Consider the following 19,653-nt stretch of genomic DNA (forward strand, 5'->3'; position numbering starts at 1 on the left):
TAAAAAGCGGTTAATGTCATTCCCCCTTTCATGGGAATGACATCAGAGCCGCGCAACGAAGCTCCGCTTCGAATAACGAATTCTGATAGCACAACAACGCTCGCACAAAGCGACAATATACTAAAAACAAAAGTTACAATATGATAAAAATTCTTAAAGGGTTAGTTTTATTGATGCTATTTACCGTATCGTCGGTTAAAGCCGATGATAAATTTACGTGGATGTCAGCTAGCCCCTCAGGATTAAAAAGTGTATTTGGTTGCCTGGAAGTTCCACAATTTTCTGGGTTTAAGGGGGGTAAGGCATCCCTTAATATGGTAAATTCTGGAAAGTGGCAAGCTTCCACTAATAATGTTGAGAAAGGTAAATTAATAAAATTTAACTGGTCTACTATAGGGATTACTCCCAAGCCTCGCAGATACTTGGTATTATACCGAATAGATCCAAGATTTAACAGTCCTCAAATATTTATAAAAACTTATAATTACACTACCAACAAGTTTGAAGTGCCTGGTTTCGTAGGCTTTAATACTGCACCTAACGGTAATATTCCGGCTGATAAAGATCTTGCAGCGCTAGCATTTACTAAAATGCCTGATTATATAAAATATTTTAATTTCGCTAATGGCAATTTAAAAATTCCAGTGAATATAGGCGATGTAGTAAATATTAGTCTGGTTAATAAAAGTAATTTTTTCACTAATAATACTAAAGATAATATTTTAATTAAAGAGCTTGATACTAATCAATTAGCCGCCTCCGCTCTTTATACCGAAAGTAATCTCGGTAATTACGATAATAGAATAATTTACTCTTCTGCAGCACCTATATGCGACCTTATTGACCCTGAAAGAAAAAGCTTCTGCACAGGAAGCGCAAAAGCTACAAAATATAAAACTACCGATAATATGGCATTGGTCGGTAAACCTATGGCAATCGGCGCGGTACAAAATTTAATGGGTTCTTTAAAGTCATGCCCGTCAAATTCTGATATTAATACTAGCCCTACTTGCTATTATGATCAAGGGCGAGGTATGGAAATAAAAATAGGCGGTACAACTATAAAAGCCCGAGATGCAAATTTTGTTAATTCAAGTAACACACAAAATAGTTTTATATATTATAAAGCGACTAGTGGCGGTAACCTCGATTTTGTTACTGATTGGACTCCTTCTGGTATGTTTAGTAGTTCAATTTTAATGAGCAACTGGGTGAGTAAATTTCCTGATTTTACTAACTTTACGACTAACATTAACACGACTGACTGGTCTGCTAGCTTTTTGTATTTTGGGCGTTACGCAATGATTGTTGAAATAGGTAACGGCGATAGCCCAGTTAGTATTGTCGATCAAAGTAATATAAAAGTGGAATATATTATAGCACCTAGCGGCACGTTACCGGACGCCTCAACCTCTGGAACTCAGGTAGATCAGGATTTTTCAGTTGATGCCTATCAAGACGGTTATTTATGGCTTAGGGTGATTGATACTACTAATAATATACAGGGGGCGATTTCCGTAGATTATGCTAATTATACCGGCACCACTTGGTTTTCTGATATAGTTTATAATAAAGCAATAAAACCTATTACTGATCAATTTAGAGAACTTACGGAAACTTTTTATCGTAAGTTAATCGGTAATTCAGCGGTGCAAAATATTGCTAAAGCATCTTTAACGCTTTATGTGGTTATATTCGGTTTAATGTTTGTAATGGGAGCTTTAAAGCTAACAGCACAAGAGGTTGTAACCAGGATATTTAAAATAACTATAGTAGCTTTTTTGCTTCAACCAGAAAGTTGGGATTTTTTTAATAAATATTTATTTAGTGCATTTTTAGATGGTATTGATTATTTCTTTAGAAATGTCGTAGGAGCTAGTAGCTCACAAGCAAATGCTTTCGGTTTCATTGATCCAATATTTGATAAATATACTAACGGCAGAATTTGGGGATTACTTTTTATTCAGCTTTTACAAATTCACACCGGCTTAACATTTATAGCTATTATGACTATCTATGGGCTTATACTTTATTTTAGGGCAATATTAGAAGTTATAATCGCTTATATTATAGCCTTTATAGGTCTTTCCGTAATGATCTCTTTAGCGCCGTTTTTTATAATATTAATGTTATTTGAAAAAACTAAAAGCCTTTACGATAACTGGCTATCAACATTATTTAGCTACGTTATGCAGCCAACAATATTATTAATTTTCTTCTTGTTAATAGATCAAATATTATCTGAACAACTTTTAAAAGTAGTGGTTAGAGCCTGCTGGGGCATACTTATTCCGATAAAACCAAGCTTTGGTTTAGGCCACTTAGGTATTCCGCTAAATTTTTCTTTTACTCTACCGTTTTTACCGGGTATACCTTTTTTCATACCTGATGTTCCGGCAATTACTAGCGCTAATCTTCTAACTAATAATACTAATACCTTCTTGGTATTATTCACTACTGCTTTACTATTTTTCTCATATTGTCTAATGTCGTATGGGTTAGTGAATTATGTTTCGATTGTAGTTGCGCAGTTAACAAATGTTACACCTGCTAGACAAGAAGGAAATTACCAAGCACCTTCTAATCCTACGCAATCTATTATAAGCGATATAACATCAGTAGCAAAACCGATAGGAAATGCAGCATTAGCACCGGCAAGAATTTTTAAAGATAAGGTGATTGATCAAAATTATGCAGCAAAACCGTCGTCGAACGAAAAAGATAAAGAATATACCGGTAAACTATTTTCTTCACGTAATGATGTAAAAGATGATAAAAAAGACGAGAAGTAAGTTGTTAGTTATATCCTCTAAATGTCCTTGCGAATAGAAAACTAAGTTATACCACGGCCACGGCATGACAATAGCAATATGTATAAAGTAAATTATATCTGATTTAAAATGAAAAAAAATATTTTTGTTGTTTTATTAATATCTTTATTTTTCCTGTCAGGATGCAGTGGGGATAGATGTATTGATCCGGATGATTTCGGCTTTATAAAATTTAATATTTCTTCAAGATATAAAAAAGAAGAATTAACTTCTAGACAGGAAGGAGATCAATCTGCCCCCTGGCGTGATAGCGGCTATAAAGTAAACGGTTATCCACTTACTATAGTAGTTAGGCCCTGGGACTATTTAGCAGGCGATAAAAATACTGCATCAGAATTATCTGCTTGGTGTCCTTGGTATAGTCAAGAAAATAATACTAATACGCTTTCTACTTTTTGTGCAAAGCTACAAGCATGTAAATTTATAGACGATGATATGTGCAAAGCTGCCCCTAAAGCTTTAGGGGATGCCGCTATTACTAATGCGCCGTGTTTGCTTAAAAACGGTGTAGGGCTTTATTTCTTAATTGCCAATCATGGCTCTGATCCTAATATTTCTCCCGATAGCCAACGTCAACCAAAAGGCATTACTCAACATCTTGGTGAACCTGTAAATACTACAAATACTAATTATAATTTTTATAGTATTAATAAAACCGGTCAATTAGTACTTTCCGGAGGCATAAATTATCAGTATCCAGGAGTGACAGCTTCTAATTATGCTGATTCTCTTCTCTATTTTAAAATTTTAGATAAATTCTATGATGATAATGGGGGACAATATAGAGTAGTCATTAAATCGGGAGTTAACGATACAAGACCCGATCCATTAGAATTTTTAACAAGCTTAATAAAAAATCAATTATTTGGAACTAGTGACAAAGACCTAGGGATAGTTAGACAAACATATCAAAATATTATTGATACTCCCGGATATCGTTTAAGTGTTTCGGCCATTTTAACATTATATATAATGTTTACAGCCTTTTCTTTTTTAATAGGCAATCTAAACCTTACTCACGTTGAGCTCATAATTAGGATATTAAAAGTTAGTATAATATCAATATTATTAAGCTCGACCCAAGCATGGACATTCTTTCATGATTATTTATTCGTATTTTTTGTTGAAGGGGTTGAACAAATACTCGCAATAATAAAAGCAGCCTCTGCTACCGGTCCAGGTTCACAAAGTCTTATAGGGCTGCTGATAGCTCCTCAAACTCTTTCTAAATTATTCTCTCTACTATTTGTCGATCCTTTAGGATTTATATATATAATATTATATCTGATAGCTCTTTACTTTATTTTCATGTTGGTATTTAAGGCGACTATTATCTATCTGACCGCCTTAATAGCTATCGGTATGATTATTACGATGGCACCGATATTTATTTGCTTCATGCTATTTAATATAACTCGTTCGTTATTTGAAAATTGGTTAAGGCAATTAATCTCTTATGCTTTACAACCTATCATATTATTTGTCGGTATTGCTTTTATTTCTATGATTATCAGGAGCGAAATATATTCAACGTTAGGTTTCGGAGTATGTAAATATGACTTTCCAAATTTAGGACCGATAAATGAGTTATTTGGTAGTTTTACTGAAGATTTAGACGTTAGCCTTGGGGATTCAATATTTTATTGGTGGTTCCCGTCTCCTATGAAAGGCGGTACAAATAATTTTCATAAAGCAAACATATTAGTACCTATAGATTATAAAAAAGACGACGGTACTTTTTGCAACGCTTATGAGTGTATAGATAACCGATATATTGAATTACCATTTTTAGACCTTACTAAAGATGCGCAAAGAATTTCTAATTTTATTAACGGTAAATTTGTCCAGCTTGACGGATTGTTATTAATTTTTGTATCCATATATTTATTAAGTAAGTTTAATGATACTGCCGTATCGCTAGCAAAATTCTTAGCAGGCACTTCAGGCAATTTAACAAATATACAAAAAATCGCTAATCAGGCTTATACTCCTATCCAAACTATAATTAATAAACCTATGAGTTATACGGCAGGCAAAGCAGGCACTGCTATGAACAGATTACAGGAAAGATTTATTAGTCAACCCCTTGCTGAGAAATATGAAAAATTTATGACTTCACGTCTTGCAACAGATGCGCTTGATGAGAAAAAAGCTAATAAAAGCGTTTTAGCTGCAGTCAAAAGAAAATACGGCATGGAGCTTAAAAACGTTCAAAAGAATGCTGGGGCAGATTATGAAACAGCTATTCAAAATTTGTTAACTAATAAAGACTTACTGCCTAAAGGTGTAGAGTTCTCAAAAGAGGAGCAGGCTAAATTATCGTCCATGGGTTACACTAAACTTCGAGATGAAATTGCTGCCAAAAAATTTCAAGCAAAAGATTATAACTCTTTAACTAAAGAGCAAAAAGCTGAACTTGATAAGCTTATGAAGCCTAAAGAAGGAGAAAAAAGTATACGCGAACTTGCAATTGATGCCAAATTTGCTCAGGATTATCAAAAAGCCTACATTAACGCTCATCAAGAGATGTCAGGAAAAGGAGTCGGCTTAATCGGTAAAAATATAGAAGTCGTTAGAAATTGGCAAAAAATGCAGAATCGAGTTAAAACAAAAAGAGAGCTAAGGGATGCTAAACATCTTGCGATAGGAGAAAAAATATATGCCGGTTATGAAGGACTCAAAAGAGGTGCATTAACTGCCGTGGTAGGTAAAGACCTGCGAGATGCCTATGAGGGGACCTTAACAGGCGCGGCATGGCATGATTACGATTATACCGATGCAAGACTTAGAACATATGATGAATCACTAGCAGATAAGGATAGAGATCGTGAGTATCAAGAACTAAAATTAAAGATAGATAAAGAGACTCTTAGCACTCAAGAAGACGTACTTGCTCCGGAATATCTCGCAAGGCTAGAGCTGCAGGGTAGAAAGGATGACGCATCATATTACGAAGATTTAGCTAAAAAGAAACTTTCGCATGAGATACGGCATAAACTCTCTGAGGGCGAAGAACCGGTAATTATGGGCGATAGATTCATGCGTGAAAAAGCTACCGATTCTCAAATGCGTAAAATGATCGATAATGCTGCCGAAAAACATTCTGAATTAATAAATGAAGATTGGTATGCTAGCCGTGAAGATCATTATAATATTATGCGTGAAAAAGCTGTAGAAAATATTGAAAAACAATATTCTATTCTTAAAGATCATTATGGTAAAGATGATATAAAAATTGAAGAAATGCCAACATTACTTGAGCAATATTATAGAGAGAAAAAAGACACTCCTGTAGACGAAATTGCCAAAGAGCTAAACAATTTTAAAGCTGACGTTAAGAATTTTGATTATAGTGGAGAAGTACTTACAAAAATAGAACATAGAAAGGAAGAAATTACCAAAGAAGTAAAGTCACATATCGAAGAGATTAGCCAATATAGAACAAATGCTAAAATGGAGAAATACGGGAAACCGATAGAATACGAGCCGAGAAAGCTTAGAAAGCTGGAAGACCATTTAAGAAATATGAAATAAATTTTGTCGCCCTCGGTGTCATTCCTGCTTTAGGTGAGGAATCCAGAAAGTACCTAAAAACACCGTCATTACGAGGAGATTCGTAGAATCGACGTGGCAATCTAAGGCTCTCACCGTCATTGCGAGCGAAGCGAAGCAATCTAGTATTATTTTCTAGATTGCCGCGCTCCGAGCAAATGCTCGCAGTGACGATGCTAGTAGCCGCACAACAATACTGGCATGACATTTAACCCAATAATTTTAAGGAGTTTTTATGAAAGCAAAGCAATTAATAAACGAAACATTTTTAGATGCTGTTTTAGCTAAAAAATTAGGTAACTCTTATACCTCTCCAAAAGAAACTAATGACCCCGATTTTGATGAAGCGGCAAAACATTTTATTAATTTATTAATTAAAGTCGAAGGTTTTAAACCGGTTAAAACAGCCGTGGTACATCCTACAGATAAAGAGTCATTACTTGGCCCCGTGAGAGCAGCGCAATTTAACGTAATAACACCTATTTTTATCGGCCCACGACATAAAATTGAGGCTGTAGCAAAAGTTAATGATGTAAATCTTGAAGGTTATCAAATTATTGATGTTGAACATAGTCATGAAGCAGCAAAAAAAGCCGTAGAGCTTGCAAAAAAAAGAGAGGTTGCTGCAATTATGAAAGGCTCTCTGCATACCGATGAACTCATGTCGGCAGTAGTACATAAAGAAAACGGGCTGCGTACCGAACGTCGTATAAGCCATGCTTTTTTAATGGCGGTGTCTACTTTTCCTAAGCCTTTTATTATTACTGATGCGGCTATTAATATCCGTCCGACTCTAGAAGACAAACGTGATATAGTCCAGAATGCTATTGATTTAATGCATATAATAAAAAGCGACAAACAAGTTAGAGTGGCAGTATTATCAGCCGTTGAAACGGTTACTTCCTCAATCCCTACTACTCTTGATGCTGCAGCCTTATCCAAAATGGCAGATCGTGGACAAATTACAAACGCTATAGTTGATGGCCCCCTAGCATTTGATAATGCCATATCTTTATTTGCTGCTGAGGCAAAAGGTATAAACTCACTAGTTTCAGGCAATGCCGATATATTAGTGGTTCCTGATCTTGAATCGGGTAATATGCTTGCCAAACAACTAAAATACCTGGGCCAAGCGGTTATGGCAGGGATCGTTCTTGGCGCACGTGTACCGATTATTTTAACCAGTAGATCCGACCCGATGGATATGCGTGTTATTTCCTGTGTACTTGCTTCTTTTATCTATCATGATGCGAAAGCAAAATTACACATACAGCATAATTCTAAAGCTTGATACAAGCGAATTTTGCAGGATTCGCCTGTGCTCAAGCGTACTCTGAGTACGCTCCGCAGGCTCACCTTTAAATCCATCTTGTCTGAAGCTTTATAAAATATGCTGTATAACAAAAAGGTAACAAATAATGAGCGATGTACTATTAGTAGCTAATGCCGGCTCCTCCAGTTTAAAAATTTCGGTTTTTGCTATCCAGGATAAAAAAATTGCTAATAGGATTTATCGCATTTTTTTAGAAAAAGATGATGATGAAATTATCTTCCATCTAAATAGTAAAGATAAATCTGAGCGAGTGCTTTCTAAGAAAATTACCGGCGATGCTGTTGATATGATGATCGATATTTTTGCTGAGTGGTGGAATAAGCAGCAAGAGCTAAATTTAATCGCTACAGGACATCGAGTTGTCCATGGGGGTAAAAATTTTAATATACCGGCTATAGTAACAGAAAAAGTTAGCGAGCAATTAAAAGCCTTAATTCCCTTAAGCCCCTTACATCAACCTTATAATTTAGAAGTACTAGATTTATTTCGCCAAAAATATCCGGAAGTAACTCATGTAGCTTGTTTTGATACATCTTTTCACTCTACTAACCCTCCGCTTGCTAAAGCCTTCGGTTTACCGAAAAAATATTATGAACAAGGAATTTATCGTTACGGCTTTCATGGTCTATCTTACAAATGGGTTAGTTGTCATTTTAAGGAAATAGTCAAAGAAGAGTTACCGAAGCGTACAATTATCGGGCATTTAGGTAGCGGCAGCAGCATGTGCGCACTTGAAAACGGTATTAGTATTGCTAGTTCTATGGGCTTTAGCGTACTTGACGGATTAATGATGGGTACCCGTACCGGCTCAATTGATCCGGGCGTAATACTTTATCTTCTTGAAACCGAAAAAATGACCGTACCGCAAGTAACTAATTTACTATATCGTCAATCCGGTTTACTTGGAGTATCAGGAGAAAATTCTGACGTTAGGGAGTTGTTAGAAAGTAAAACATCCGATGCTAAATTTGCAATAGAGCTTTTTGTTTATAGAATTCAGTTAGAAATAGGGAAATTAACTGCTGCACTTGGCGGACTTGACTGTTTAATTTTTACTGCCGGCGTCGGGCAAAATTCCCCGATAATTCGAGAAATGATTACTGACAAACTTGCATGGTTCGGTATTAAGCTAGACGATAAAGCAAACCAAGAAAATAATTATTTAATCAGTAGCCTAGACAGCAAAGTCAAAGTCTACGTCATCCCGACAAATGAAGAAAGAGTCATCGCACAAGATGTGATGAGGTTTTTGTAGTTTCTATTTGATTATTTTAAAATATTATTCAAGTAAAAATTTAAATTTTAGATAGAAACCGCGAATTCAATTTTACAAGTTATTTTATGAATTTTATAACTAATTATTATTTTCTCATTAAAATATTTTTACTATTTTTAGTTATAATATTCTTAATAATAAAAGTATATAATCATTTACATAAAAATAAAATGTACACCTTAATTAAATCTTCAGATTTTCACAATGAAGATAAATATGAGCGTATACAAGGCATTATAGATTATATAAATGCTTTAAAAGAAGGGTTATATACGGATGAAGAATTAGACCAAAAAATTTCTCAAGCTCAACAAGTATATTTTGTAGATTATTATTTAAGCCAAGTAGAAAATGGAGGCCTTACTCAATATTTCTCTAATAGTAATTTTAATGAGAAGCAAAATAATATTGTTTTAAAAGGTCTTGAAAATATAAAGGCATACAGAAACAAAGAAATATTTTTTCAAGCTTGTCAATTATTAAGCACTATGGATAGCCAACTAAGAGAGGAGTACCTATTTTCCGGTATTTATGCAGAAAAGGAGGTTAGGCAAAAGCCGATAATAAAAGAAATACATGCAAAGATAGAAAAATTAACAAGTTTAATTTTTACAATAAATGAAGGTGAGGAGTCAATTTTTGACTTAAATTTTAAATATATTGAAAAAATCGATAATTAAAAAATAGTAGATGATAAAATTTATAACAAAGAATTAGAAGTTATTTTAGCTTTAGTTCCTGACTACGACGAAAGAAAAAAATATTCTGAAGAACAAGAGCTTAGAAATAGATCACGATATGATAAAATAGCTAATATGTTATGCGATAAATATAATCTTAAATTACTTTCTATTAACGCATTAGATTACGGAGAAGATATTGTAAGTGATGAGCAAGTTAAAAAAATTACGATAATAATGTTATGTTTTATTACATAAGCACCGATCAAGGATATTTTTATATAATAGATTATGGCGATAAATCTACACTTATTAATAGCAAAAATAATCAACAAGTAGGAGAAATAAATAATTTAGAAATTAATTAATATACAAAATTGTACAAGTTTATTTTAGGTCTATTGACTCAGATCAAAGACTGGGAGCTTGAAGTGAGTGAAGGGTGTTATTTATTTTAGTTATTAGAATAATTAAAATAAGCATCGTCATCGCGAGCCGTTGCAGGCATTATTGCATATATATCCCAGACGTCATTGCGAGAAGGGACGTAGTCCCGACGCGGCAATCTAAGACTCTACCCGTCATTGCGAGCGGAGCGAAGCAATCTAACTTTTTATTCAGATTGCCACGTCGGCATAAATACCTCCTCGCAATGACGAAAGAGGAACGTGCACTCCTCGCAATGAGGGTGCAGAATCGATCCACGCAACAATATCCCTATATCTTGTGACAAAGGAAAATATACAGCTATTTTAAAATGATAACTAAAGCTGCTTATGCCTATATTTTATTCACTCTTTGAGGATAATGGTTGATTATATATTCTTAAGAAAACTATTATAAAGAGCATGCTAAATAAGGTATTACCCAGGAAAAATTGCGGCCAGGAAATATATTTCGCAAAGAATCCACCGAGAGAGGCCAGAGTAATACGTACTAAAGAACTAAGGGAGGCAATTATTGCATATTCTGTTGCAATAAACTCATTTTTACAAAGACTCGCAAGGTAAATAGCAATTGCTGTACCAGCAAGTCCGGAGCAAAAACTTTGTACGGTAATAGTAGCGATAAATGTAGGAATATCATGCCCAGTAATTGCAAGCCACATAAACATTAACGGCGATAATAATTGAATGGTACCGCTAATTAATATGCTATAAAATATACCTATTCTAGAAGTTAAAAGCCCGCCTAATAAGCCCCCTAAAATCATTACTAATAAGCCGTATGCTTTGGATAGCGAAGCAATTTCGTGAGCAGTAAAAGATAAATCCAGAAATAAAGGAGAGCTCATTGCCATCGGTATGGAATCTCCGGCCTTGTATAAAAAAATAAATAAAATAGTTAACGGCCAGCATGCTTGACCGGATTTTAAAGAAGATATACTTTTTCGTATAACTTCAAAATACTGCTTTATCGATATTAAATCTAAACTAGTATGGCGTTTTTCTTTTGGCTTCGGCTCTTTGATACATAAAATTACTATAGGACCGACTAAGGTCATGGCAAATGCTCCTTGATACACCGTCTGCCAACTAAAAATACTAGATAAATATAACGCTCCTACACTACCTATTAACATTCCAAGGCGAAAACCTATGCCGCTAAAAGTCACTGCTAAAGACAATTCTTCTTTAGTTGCGGGGCGTTCTATTCGGTAAGCATCTAAGATGATATCTTGCGTTGCTGCACAAAAAGAAATAATGAATGCAATAATAGCCGTAACATAGAGATTATTAATCGGATTAATGAATAAAAAACTTATCATAGACAATAATAAAAATGCTTGCGCAGTTAATGCCCAGCCTCGTCTTTGTCCAAATTTACTACATAAAAACGGGATAGAATATTTATCGATAAAAGGCGACCAGATTACTTTTAAACAATATGGAAATGCCGTTAACGACATCGAACCTATTATAGCGGTATTATATTTTGCTTCGGATAGTTGATAGGGGATAGTGAAGAATACCAGGATAAATGCTAAACCTGAGGTTAAGCCTGATAATAAAATTCCTATTAGATAATGTCGATTTGGGTTAATTAAAGTGCTTAACAATTTCATCATTTTATATTTAATACTTTACTTCTAGGGAGTAAGGTGCAACTTTAGAAAATATCTTACCCAATACCGGTATTTTTGTGATAATTGTACTGATAAGAAAAAATGATGGGGTGACGTTACCTTTAAGCTTAATTTGTTGTTTTTTAGTATCAATATTACCTTTCATCGTAAAATCAAAAAACGGCCCTTGCGCTTCGGCATCATAAAGCGTTATAATATCTCCGTTATAACTAAATTTGCCGATCATATTATCAAATAAAACATCTTTATTATTTAATACAAAACTAATAAAACCTGGTAATGAGACGAAAGATACAATTCGAGTTAAAAAAGGCGTATCCGTTATTACAAAACGCTTTATAGTAAATCTTCCGTCTAATATCGGTATTATTTGACCTGTCCTAACTTCTTGTCTTCTAGTGTTGAGAGTAAGCTGTATATTACCGTTTTTCATATTAGTATACATACCAATTCCCTTAAGTAATCTACCTGCATCGTCACTATCAATTTGCCATTGTTCAGATCCTTCTTTATCTACCAGAGACATTTGAACCTTTTTATCTCCCATAGCGGCACTTAAAGAACCAGAAAAACACTTTATTTTGTCACACTTTATTTTTAAATCCAAGTTATTGAGCGTGACGTTATTTTTCAGCTTTACCGTTCCTATAGAAGCTTTTAAGGACATATTACGAGGATCTCCTTCTTTTTCTAAAAATTGTAGCATGTTAGAATCTGATAAATCAAGATTAGTACCCTTAAGCTCGGTAGAAAGATTATTTTTATTCATGGTAATTTTTCCCGAAAGATTCGTTTGAGCATAATTAATAACGGGTAAATTAATATTATATGTTTCATTTTTTATTAAGCTGTTGCCGATAATTTTTAAATTATCCTCTCCTGAAAGATTAAATTCAATATTACTGCCTGAAGAATTATTATTTAACTTGGCTTTTAAAGTTAAATTAGCTTTTTTATGTAATTTTTTATGAATGGATATTTTATCGATGTAAAATTCTAAATTATTGAGGTTAGAACTAATAGTAACAAAATCACCGATATTTTGTTGTTTGTTGTATTCAAAATTAAGAACGCTGCTGCCGGAGATTAATTTAAATATTCCCAGCTTTTGATTTGCGGCCATAATATTAGTTTTAATTTTTAATGCGCATTCATTATTATTTTCTGCCATATTGTGATTATAAGTAAAGCTACTAGTATAATTATTAATCTTACCCTTACCACTAAAACTTATTTTATTGTCCTGATAAATACCTTTTGCCTCAGCATTCCGTAAAAATATATTACCGTTAAAAGCATCTAGTGAAATATTTGTTAATATTGAAGAAATATTATAGATATTCGGTATCTCGGAGTTGAGGGGAATTATTATTTCAATTATAGAATTTGCTTCCCCTTTAATTTTTTTAAGGTCAATACCTTCAGCTTTAGTATTTTCATATGCGTCTATCGGTATAAAATCAACTAAATCTTTAGCTTCACCTTTGGCTGTAGCACTCAAAATAAATTGTGATTTTTCAGGCCCTAACCACTTAAAAGTTAAAATTCCGTTAGAAATAAGAGTTGCACCGGTATAAGCTTGCTTTATTACAAACTTTACATTAGGTCCTGATATTACAATATTAGTATCGATATTTTTAAGAGGAGGTAAATCTTCATGATATTTATATTCAAAATTTGATATATACAAATTTCCTTTTAACGCCTCTTCTTCTAAAATATCATTTTCAACGAAATTTCTATTGAGCTTTAAACTAATTTCCCCATTATGTATATACCCGGATTTAATATTTTGTTGCAAATATGAAATTACCGGATTATTAGGAATAATTTTTTCGATTGTTTGATAAATCATTAACGGTATATTAGTAGCGCTAGCCGTTACTTCAATATTTTTATTCGTTATTATTCCGTTAAATGTCAAAAAGGCCTGCTCTTCAAAAGCAAGTTTACAATCAATCCTTTTCTTATTACCCCGTAAAGGATTAGTTTTATATAAACATACAGCCTGGCCGGACGGTAAGTTAGCCCCTTCTTTATCGGCTAATATATCACTTTTCAGTTCTTCTAAATTTATCTTAGTAATAGCGCTCTTTTTTATTATATTTAAAGCATAATCACCGTTTATTTTAGTATTTATAATTTCTTCATTATTATTTGAGTTAACTGCAAATTTATCAATATTGATTGTAGCCGATAATAATGAGTGAGATATTAAATTATTAAAATTAAAAACAAGCTGTAAGTTAGTAATTTCACCTTGTGCGTTATCTATAAAATTTAATGAAATTTTGTTAATTGACAACCGGTTTTCCTTAAATTTCAAATCGCTTATTATAGCTTTTATTTCTTGCCTATTAAAATAAAATTCTATTATTTTTTTAATAGGTTCATCCATATATCCCTTATTAGCTCGATATATAAAAAAAGTAATACCTATCGAAAGTATAACGAGGAATATAAAGAGATTAAGAAAAAATTTTTTGATAAAACTCATGGGTTATTATGTAGTGGAAATTAAATATATCATTGTGCAGATACTTTAAACGTCATTGCGAGAAGGCACATCGTGCCGACGTGGCAATCTTATAATTAGATTGCTTCGCTTCGCTCGCAATGACGAAGTTTTTTATTATTTTCTAGATTGCCGGGCTCCTTTTAGTCGCTCGCAATGACGATTTTGGTATCTACCTCACACAAAGCCTTTTACAATGACGTAATAAAATAAAAAGCTTGTCTAAATTAAAGCTAATCAAGTATAAAGTATAGTTTAATATACTCTAAAGCTAAAATAATAAATACAAATTTTATGAATATTACATTTATCGGTTGCGGTTATGTCGGACTTGTATCCGGGACCGTGATGAGCCACCTTGGACATAACGTCGTATGCCTTGATACCGATCAGACTAAAATTGCTAAGCTAAATAGCGGAATATCGCCGATTTATGAAACTGACCTTGATAAATATTTACAGCAATCGATAAAATCCGAAAGATTAAAATTTACTTATAATTATGACGCTGAGCTTGCAACTGCTGAAGCGGTTTTCATTACCGTCGGGACTCCATCGTTACCTTCAGGTGAAGCGGATTTAACCTATGTTTTTGACGTTATTGATAAAATTTGTAACTGGATAAGTAAAGATTGTTTATTAGTGATTAAATCGACCGTTCCGCCAACTAGCTGCAATAAAATTATTGATTATTTAGCAGAGAAAAATTTTACGTTTAACGTGGCCTCAAACCCTGAATTTTTACGAGAAGGAACAGCGGTTAAAGACTTTTTAGCTCCTGATCGGATAATTGTTGGAGTTAATAATAAAAAATCGGAAGAAATAATTCGGAAAATATATTTACCTTTGATCGATCAAAATATTCCTCTAGTAGTTACCGATTTAGTCACCTCAGAACTTATTAAATATGCCTCTAATAGTTTTTTAGCTACTAAAATTAGCTATATAAATGAAATGGCAAATTTATGTGAGAAGACAGGCGCAAATATTAAAGACCTGGCTTTCGGTATGGGCCTTGACCAGAGAATCGGTGCCCAGTTTTTAAATGCTGGCCCCGGATTTGGCGGTTCGTGCTTTCCGAAAGATATTTTAGCTCTAAGAGCGCTTGCTGAAAATTACCAAACCGATTGTAAAATCCTTGATGCAGTAATTGATAGTAATAGGGGGCGCCCTTTTAAAATGGTAGATAAAATTAGTAATTTGCTAGGTAATGAACTATCGGGTAAAAATATCACTATTTTAGGGCTTACATATAAAGCAGGTACTGATGATATTCGAGATAGTCCAGCAATCGAAATTATAAAAAACTTACTAATTAAAGGTGCTTACATTAAAGCATTTGATCCGGTGGGCTTAGATAACGCACAAAAATATTTTGAAAATGAAAATTTATTATATTTAAAATCCGCTATTGAAGCTTGCGCTCAAGCAGATGCAATTGTGATTACTACCGAATGGTTAGAATTTAATGAATTAGACTGGATAGTAATTTATAAATCAGTTAAATCGCCGATAATTATAGATCTAAGAAATCTTCTAGATGCAGAAACAGTAAAAGCGGCAGGCTTTGAGTATTACGGCATCGGGCGTGGGGGATAAAGAGTATTGCGAGGTGAATAAGTTAAAGCGTGTTCTATGTCATTCCCGTGAAAACGGGAATCCAGTCTTTTCTTATCATGCTGAATTTGTTTCAGCATTTTTTAATTAGATACTGAAATAAATTTAAGATGACTATTATTTTCTGGATTCCTGCTTTCGCAGGAATGACATAGAAAGTCAGCGGGAATAACATAAGAACAATTCTGAAAAATTAATAATACATAAATAAAAATGCAAGCTGATTTTGTACATTTAAGAACGCAAAGTTCTTATTCTTTTTTAGAAAGTGCGTTAACAATCGAGCGAATAGCGGAATTAGCCGCTCGTCAAAAAATGCCGGCCATTTGCCTTACTGACCGCAGTAATTTATTTGGCTCACTAGAATTTGCTTTGCAAACCGTAAAAAAAGGCGTGCAGCCCATTCACGGTGTTATACTTAATATACAGAATAATTTCGGTAAGGCTGAGTTTGCCGAAATTTTACTTATTGCCAAAGATGAAATCGGCTATAAAAATTTACTTAAGTTATCTAGTTTAATCTTCACTAAAAATGATCGCAAAATTTGTGACCATATAACTTTTGATGACCTTACTACTTATAATGAAGGTTTGATTGCACTTTGTTGCTATACTGAAGGGATTGTTGGTAAAAACTTACTCGCCAAAGACGAAGCGCAGGCTCTTCTTGCCGCTCGTAAATTAAAAGAAATATTCGGTGACCGGTTTTACTTAGAAATTATGCGGCATAATTTACCCGAAGAGCAATTTATTGAAGCAGCTCATATTAAAATAGCCTGTGATTTAGATATTCCGCTCGTCGCCACTAATAAAGTATTATTTAGCGATACAGATATGCATTATGCCCATGATGTATTGTTATGTATTTCTGCCGGCGTTACTAAAGAATATCAGGATCGTAAAATAGTTAGCAATAACTGCTATTTTAAATCTCCCAGGGAAATGAAAGAGCTTTTTGCTGATTTACCTGAAGCAATCGAAAATACTATTTACTTAAGCCAGCGCTGTTATGTAATGGCGCACCCGAATTCTCCAATGCTCCCTAACTTTTCTACTGATGACATTAGCGAAACTGACTTAATAAAAAAAGAGGCGAAAGAGGGCTTGCTTGCTAGATTAGCCACAAAATTTAAAACGGAAAATACCTCATCTGAGCAACAGGAAATAATTAAGGAAGAATATTTTGCTCGTCTTAACTATGAGCTAGATATTATTTGTAAAATGGACTTTGCAGGTTATTTTTTGATCGTTTCAGATTTTATTAAATGGAGTAAGGAGCAGGGCATATTAGTTGGTCCAGGTAGAGGTTCAGGTGCTGGTTCTGTCGTTGCCTGGAGTCTTTTAATCACCGATCCTGACCCGATTAAATTCGGTTTATTATTTGAGAGATTTTTAAATCCTGAACGCATTTCAATGCCGGATTTTGATATTGATTTTTGTCAGGAAAGACGAGAAGAGGTTATAAATTACGTTCGTGCTAAATACGGTAATAATAGAGTCGGGCAAATAATTACTTTCGGAAAAATGCAGGCAAAGGCGGTAATTAAAGACGTCTCCAGGGTACTTGGCCTCGCATATAGATACGCTGATTATTTAACGGAGCTAGTGCCGTTTAGTGCCGTTAATCAAGTAACTCTTGATCAGGCTATGAAAGAAGTCCCTGAGCTTCTAAGTGCTGCTAAAGGCAAAGGATTATATAATTTGGAAGGGGAAGCGGAATTAATAAAACAAGTTTTAGACACTTCCTTAATTTTAGAAGGCTTACATAGGCATTCCTCTACTCACGCTGCAGGAATCGTCATAGCCGGTAAAGACTTAGTCGAAATAGTCCCGGTTTGCAAAGATACTAATTCCGATATGTTAATAGTGCAATATTCAATGAAATACTCGGAAATTGCCGGCTTAATTAAATTTGACTTTCTAGGATTACAAACTCTTACCGTTATTACCGACTGTAAAAAACTTCTGAAAGAACAAGGCGTCGATATTGATTTTAATAATATGACATTTGATGACGAAAAGACTTATCAAATGTTATGTAAAGGTAAAGGAGTTGGGGTTTTCCAATTTGAAAGCGGCGGGATGAAAGATACGCTAAGGCGCTTAAAACCTGATTCCATTCAGGACTTAATAGCTCTAGGGGCCTTATATCGCCCAGGCCCGATGGAAAATATTCCTACCTATATCGCTTGTAAACACGGCACCCAGCAACCCGATTATTTGCATGAAATATTAAAGCCTATACTTAAAGAAACTTACGGCGTCGTAATCTATCAAGAGCAAGTATTAGAAATTGCTAAAAAATTTGCCGGCTATACTCTTGGCGGCGCTGATTTACTCCGTAAAGCTATGGGGAAAAAAATTAAAAGAGAGATGGACGAGCAGGAAGAAATTTTTATCAAGGGTGCAATTGCCAATAATATTCCTGCAGCTCAGGCCAAATCGGTTTTTGCAACGCTTGCCAAATTTGCCAGCTATGGTTTTAATAAAGCACATGCTTCGGCATATGGCATTATTTCCTACCAAACAGCTTATCTTAAAGCTAATTATCCTGCTGAATTTTTAGTTGCATGTTTAAATCTTGAATTAAACAACCACGATAAAATCGGCTTATTCTCGCAAGAAGCAAAAGATAGTGATATAAAAATCATTCCACCCAATATTAATATTTCCACCGGTTATTTTAGTATACCCTCTTTATGTCATTCCCGCCCTCTATGTCATTCCCGCGAAGACAGGAATCCAGAAGAACAAAAATCTATAATATTCGGACTCGGAGCAATCAAAGGCGTTACTACGAATTTTGGTAAGTTAGTAGCGGAGGAGAGAGAAAAAGGAGGAAAATTTAAGAGCATTATAGATTTTATTGAGCGCATGCCCCCTAAATCCATAAATAGTAAATCTCTGGAAAATCTTATTAAATCAGGTTGTTTTGATGAGCTTCACGATAACCGTCAACAATTATTTTTAAGCATTTCAAAATTGCTGGCATATTCCATTTCTTACCATGAAGAACAAGCTTCTAATCAATTTAGTTTAATTAAGGTAAATAGTTTAAGCCCTCAGCTTTTAATAGCAAGCGATCACGCTGATAAAAATACTTTAGCATTTTATGAATTTGAGGCATTAGGACTATTTATAACCCACCACCCGTTATCTGAATATGAAGAAATATTTAACCGCCTCGGGATTTTAAGCTCGGCAAATTTACATAATAATTTACCTGACGGCACTAATCGAGTAATGCTTGCCGGCGTGATTCAGAAAAAAGATTCACGAATGTCTGCAAGGGGAAGATTTGTTACGTTGCAGCTTTCCGACGCTCAAGACATTTTTGATTTAAGTATTTTTAGCGAAGAGGTCATACAGGATTATTCGCATTTGCTTAATGTTAAAAGCTTAGTCATTGTTAATTGCGATATAATAAAAGATGAAGGCGGCATAAAATTAACTGCTAAAAGTTTTATGAGTATTGAAGAAGCCATCAATAATCAACAAATTGAGTTACAATTTTTTCCGAAAAGCTATACGGACTTAAATCAAATAGTTGATTTATTAACAACATGCTTAAACGGCGAACATAGTAATGCCAGAATAACTTTATTTATAAAAACCGATGTAACAGAGGATTTTGTAGCCAAGATAACTTTACCCGAAGCTTTTAGCTTACAGAGCAAAGATTTTGAATTTTTAAAGAATTTTCAGTAGATTGTTATAAGAAATTATGGCTCAGAAATAAGCAATATAAATCGTCATTGCTAGG

At 34.0% G+C, this 19,653-nt stretch carries 11 protein-coding genes and 1 pseudogene; 9 read left to right on the top strand and 3 right to left on the bottom strand.

All coding sequences use genetic code 11. The features are described from left to right. The first annotated feature begins 143 nt into the window (after positions 1 to 143). From OTR29_RS03550 to OTR29_RS03560, 3 genes are all read left to right on the top strand, one after another. Positions 144 to 2,792: a TrbL/VirB6 family protein gene (locus OTR29_RS03550; protein WP_422229304.1), complete on the top strand. Its 2,649-nt coding sequence runs from the start codon at positions 144 to 146 to the stop codon at positions 2,790 to 2,792. Between the two features lie 108 nt (positions 2,793 to 2,900). Then, entirely contained in the window at positions 2,901 to 6,365 is a 3,465-nt protein-coding gene (locus OTR29_RS03555) for a type IV secretion system protein (protein WP_422229285.1), read from the top strand. 253 nt (positions 6,366 to 6,618) lie between these two features. Further along, entirely contained in the window at positions 6,619 to 7,674 is a 1,056-nt protein-coding gene (locus OTR29_RS03560; RefSeq protein ID WP_422229286.1) for a phosphate acetyltransferase, read from the top strand. On the opposite strand, the pseudogene OTR29_RS03565 reads toward OTR29_RS03560, so the two are convergent. Next, positions 7,666 to 7,764 (bottom strand): annotated as a pseudogene (locus OTR29_RS03565) (palindromic element RPE3 domain-containing protein); the annotation flags it as partial. The gene OTR29_RS03560 and the pseudogene OTR29_RS03565 overlap by 9 nt on opposite strands. 37 nt (positions 7,765 to 7,801) lie before the next feature. On the opposite strand from OTR29_RS03565, the gene OTR29_RS03570 reads away from it, so the two are divergent. The 4 genes from OTR29_RS03570 to OTR29_RS03585 all read left to right on the top strand — a co-directional run bounded on the left by OTR29_RS03570 (position 7,802) and on the right by OTR29_RS03585 (position 10,040). Next, positions 7,802 to 8,971 carry an acetate/propionate family kinase gene (locus tag OTR29_RS03570; protein ID WP_422229287.1) on the top strand — a complete coding sequence of 390 codons (1,170 nt, stop codon included), beginning with the start codon at positions 7,802 to 7,804 and terminating at the stop codon, positions 8,969 to 8,971. Between the two features lie 86 nt (positions 8,972 to 9,057). Next, entirely contained in the window at positions 9,058 to 9,672 is a 615-nt protein-coding gene (locus tag OTR29_RS03575) for a DMP19 family protein (RefSeq protein WP_422229288.1), read from the top strand. Between the two features lie 135 nt (positions 9,673 to 9,807). Beyond that, positions 9,808 to 9,930 (top strand): hypothetical protein, encoded by a 123-nt coding sequence (locus OTR29_RS03580; RefSeq protein WP_422229289.1) that lies wholly within the window; start codon positions 9,808 to 9,810, stop codon positions 9,928 to 9,930. Continuing rightward, positions 9,915 to 10,040 (top strand): hypothetical protein, encoded by a 126-nt coding sequence (locus OTR29_RS03585; RefSeq protein WP_422229290.1) that lies wholly within the window; start codon positions 9,915 to 9,917, stop codon positions 10,038 to 10,040. Before OTR29_RS03580 ends, OTR29_RS03585 begins: the two co-directional genes overlap by 16 nt. Positions 10,041 to 10,459: 419 nt before the next feature. Here the strand turns inward: OTR29_RS03585 and OTR29_RS03590 are convergent, their stop codons facing one another. Together OTR29_RS03590 and OTR29_RS03595 are read right to left on the bottom strand one after the other, a co-directional pair. Further along, a complete protein-coding gene (locus OTR29_RS03590; protein ID WP_422229291.1) occupies positions 10,460 to 11,737 on the bottom strand; it encodes an MFS transporter in 1,278 nt (425 codons plus the stop codon). Between the two features lie 10 nt (positions 11,738 to 11,747). Beyond that, a complete protein-coding gene (locus tag OTR29_RS03595) occupies positions 11,748 to 14,255 on the bottom strand; it encodes a YhdP family protein (protein WP_422229292.1) in 2,508 nt (835 codons plus the stop codon). 312 nt (positions 14,256 to 14,567) lie between these two features. Here OTR29_RS03595 and OTR29_RS03600 point away from each other — a divergent pair, with 312 nt between their 5' ends. Both OTR29_RS03600 and dnaE read left to right on the top strand, forming a co-directional pair. Next, complete coding sequence (locus OTR29_RS03600; protein WP_422229293.1) at positions 14,568 to 15,872, top strand: UDP-glucose dehydrogenase family protein; 1,305 nt, start codon at positions 14,568 to 14,570, stop codon at positions 15,870 to 15,872. Between the two features lie 231 nt (positions 15,873 to 16,103). Continuing rightward, on the top strand, positions 16,104 to 19,598 hold the full coding sequence (gene dnaE / locus OTR29_RS03605) for a DNA polymerase III subunit alpha (protein ID WP_422229294.1): 3,495 nt from the start codon (positions 16,104 to 16,106) through the stop codon (positions 19,596 to 19,598). The last annotated feature ends 55 nt before the right edge of the window (positions 19,599 to 19,653 follow it).

Source organism: Rickettsia endosymbiont of Halotydeus destructor, assembly GCF_049278075.1.
Taxonomy (GTDB): domain Bacteria; phylum Pseudomonadota; class Alphaproteobacteria; order Rickettsiales; family Rickettsiaceae; genus Rickettsia.

Coding starts and splice junctions, on each gene's coding strand:
- OTR29_RS03555 (WP_422229285.1), top strand. CDS start 2,901: ATGAAAAAAAATATTTTTGTTGTTTTATTAATATCTTTATTTTTCCTG.
- OTR29_RS03560 (WP_422229286.1), top strand. CDS start 6,619: ATGAAAGCAAAGCAATTAATAAACGAAACATTTTTAGATGCTGTTTTA.
- OTR29_RS03570 (WP_422229287.1), top strand. CDS start 7,802: ATGAGCGATGTACTATTAGTAGCTAATGCCGGCTCCTCCAGTTTAAAA.
- OTR29_RS03575 (WP_422229288.1), top strand. CDS start 9,058: ATGAATTTTATAACTAATTATTATTTTCTCATTAAAATATTTTTACTA.
- OTR29_RS03580 (WP_422229289.1), top strand. CDS start 9,808: ATGTTATGCGATAAATATAATCTTAAATTACTTTCTATTAACGCATTA.
- OTR29_RS03585 (WP_422229290.1), top strand. CDS start 9,915: ATGTTTTATTACATAAGCACCGATCAAGGATATTTTTATATAATAGAT.
- OTR29_RS03590 (WP_422229291.1), bottom strand. CDS start 11,737: ATGAAATTGTTAAGCACTTTAATTAACCCAAATCGACATTATCTAATA.
- OTR29_RS03595 (WP_422229292.1), bottom strand. CDS start 14,255: ATGAGTTTTATCAAAAAATTTTTTCTTAATCTCTTTATATTCCTCGTT.
- OTR29_RS03600 (WP_422229293.1), top strand. CDS start 14,568: ATGAATATTACATTTATCGGTTGCGGTTATGTCGGACTTGTATCCGGG.
- dnaE (WP_422229294.1), top strand. CDS start 16,104: ATGCAAGCTGATTTTGTACATTTAAGAACGCAAAGTTCTTATTCTTTT.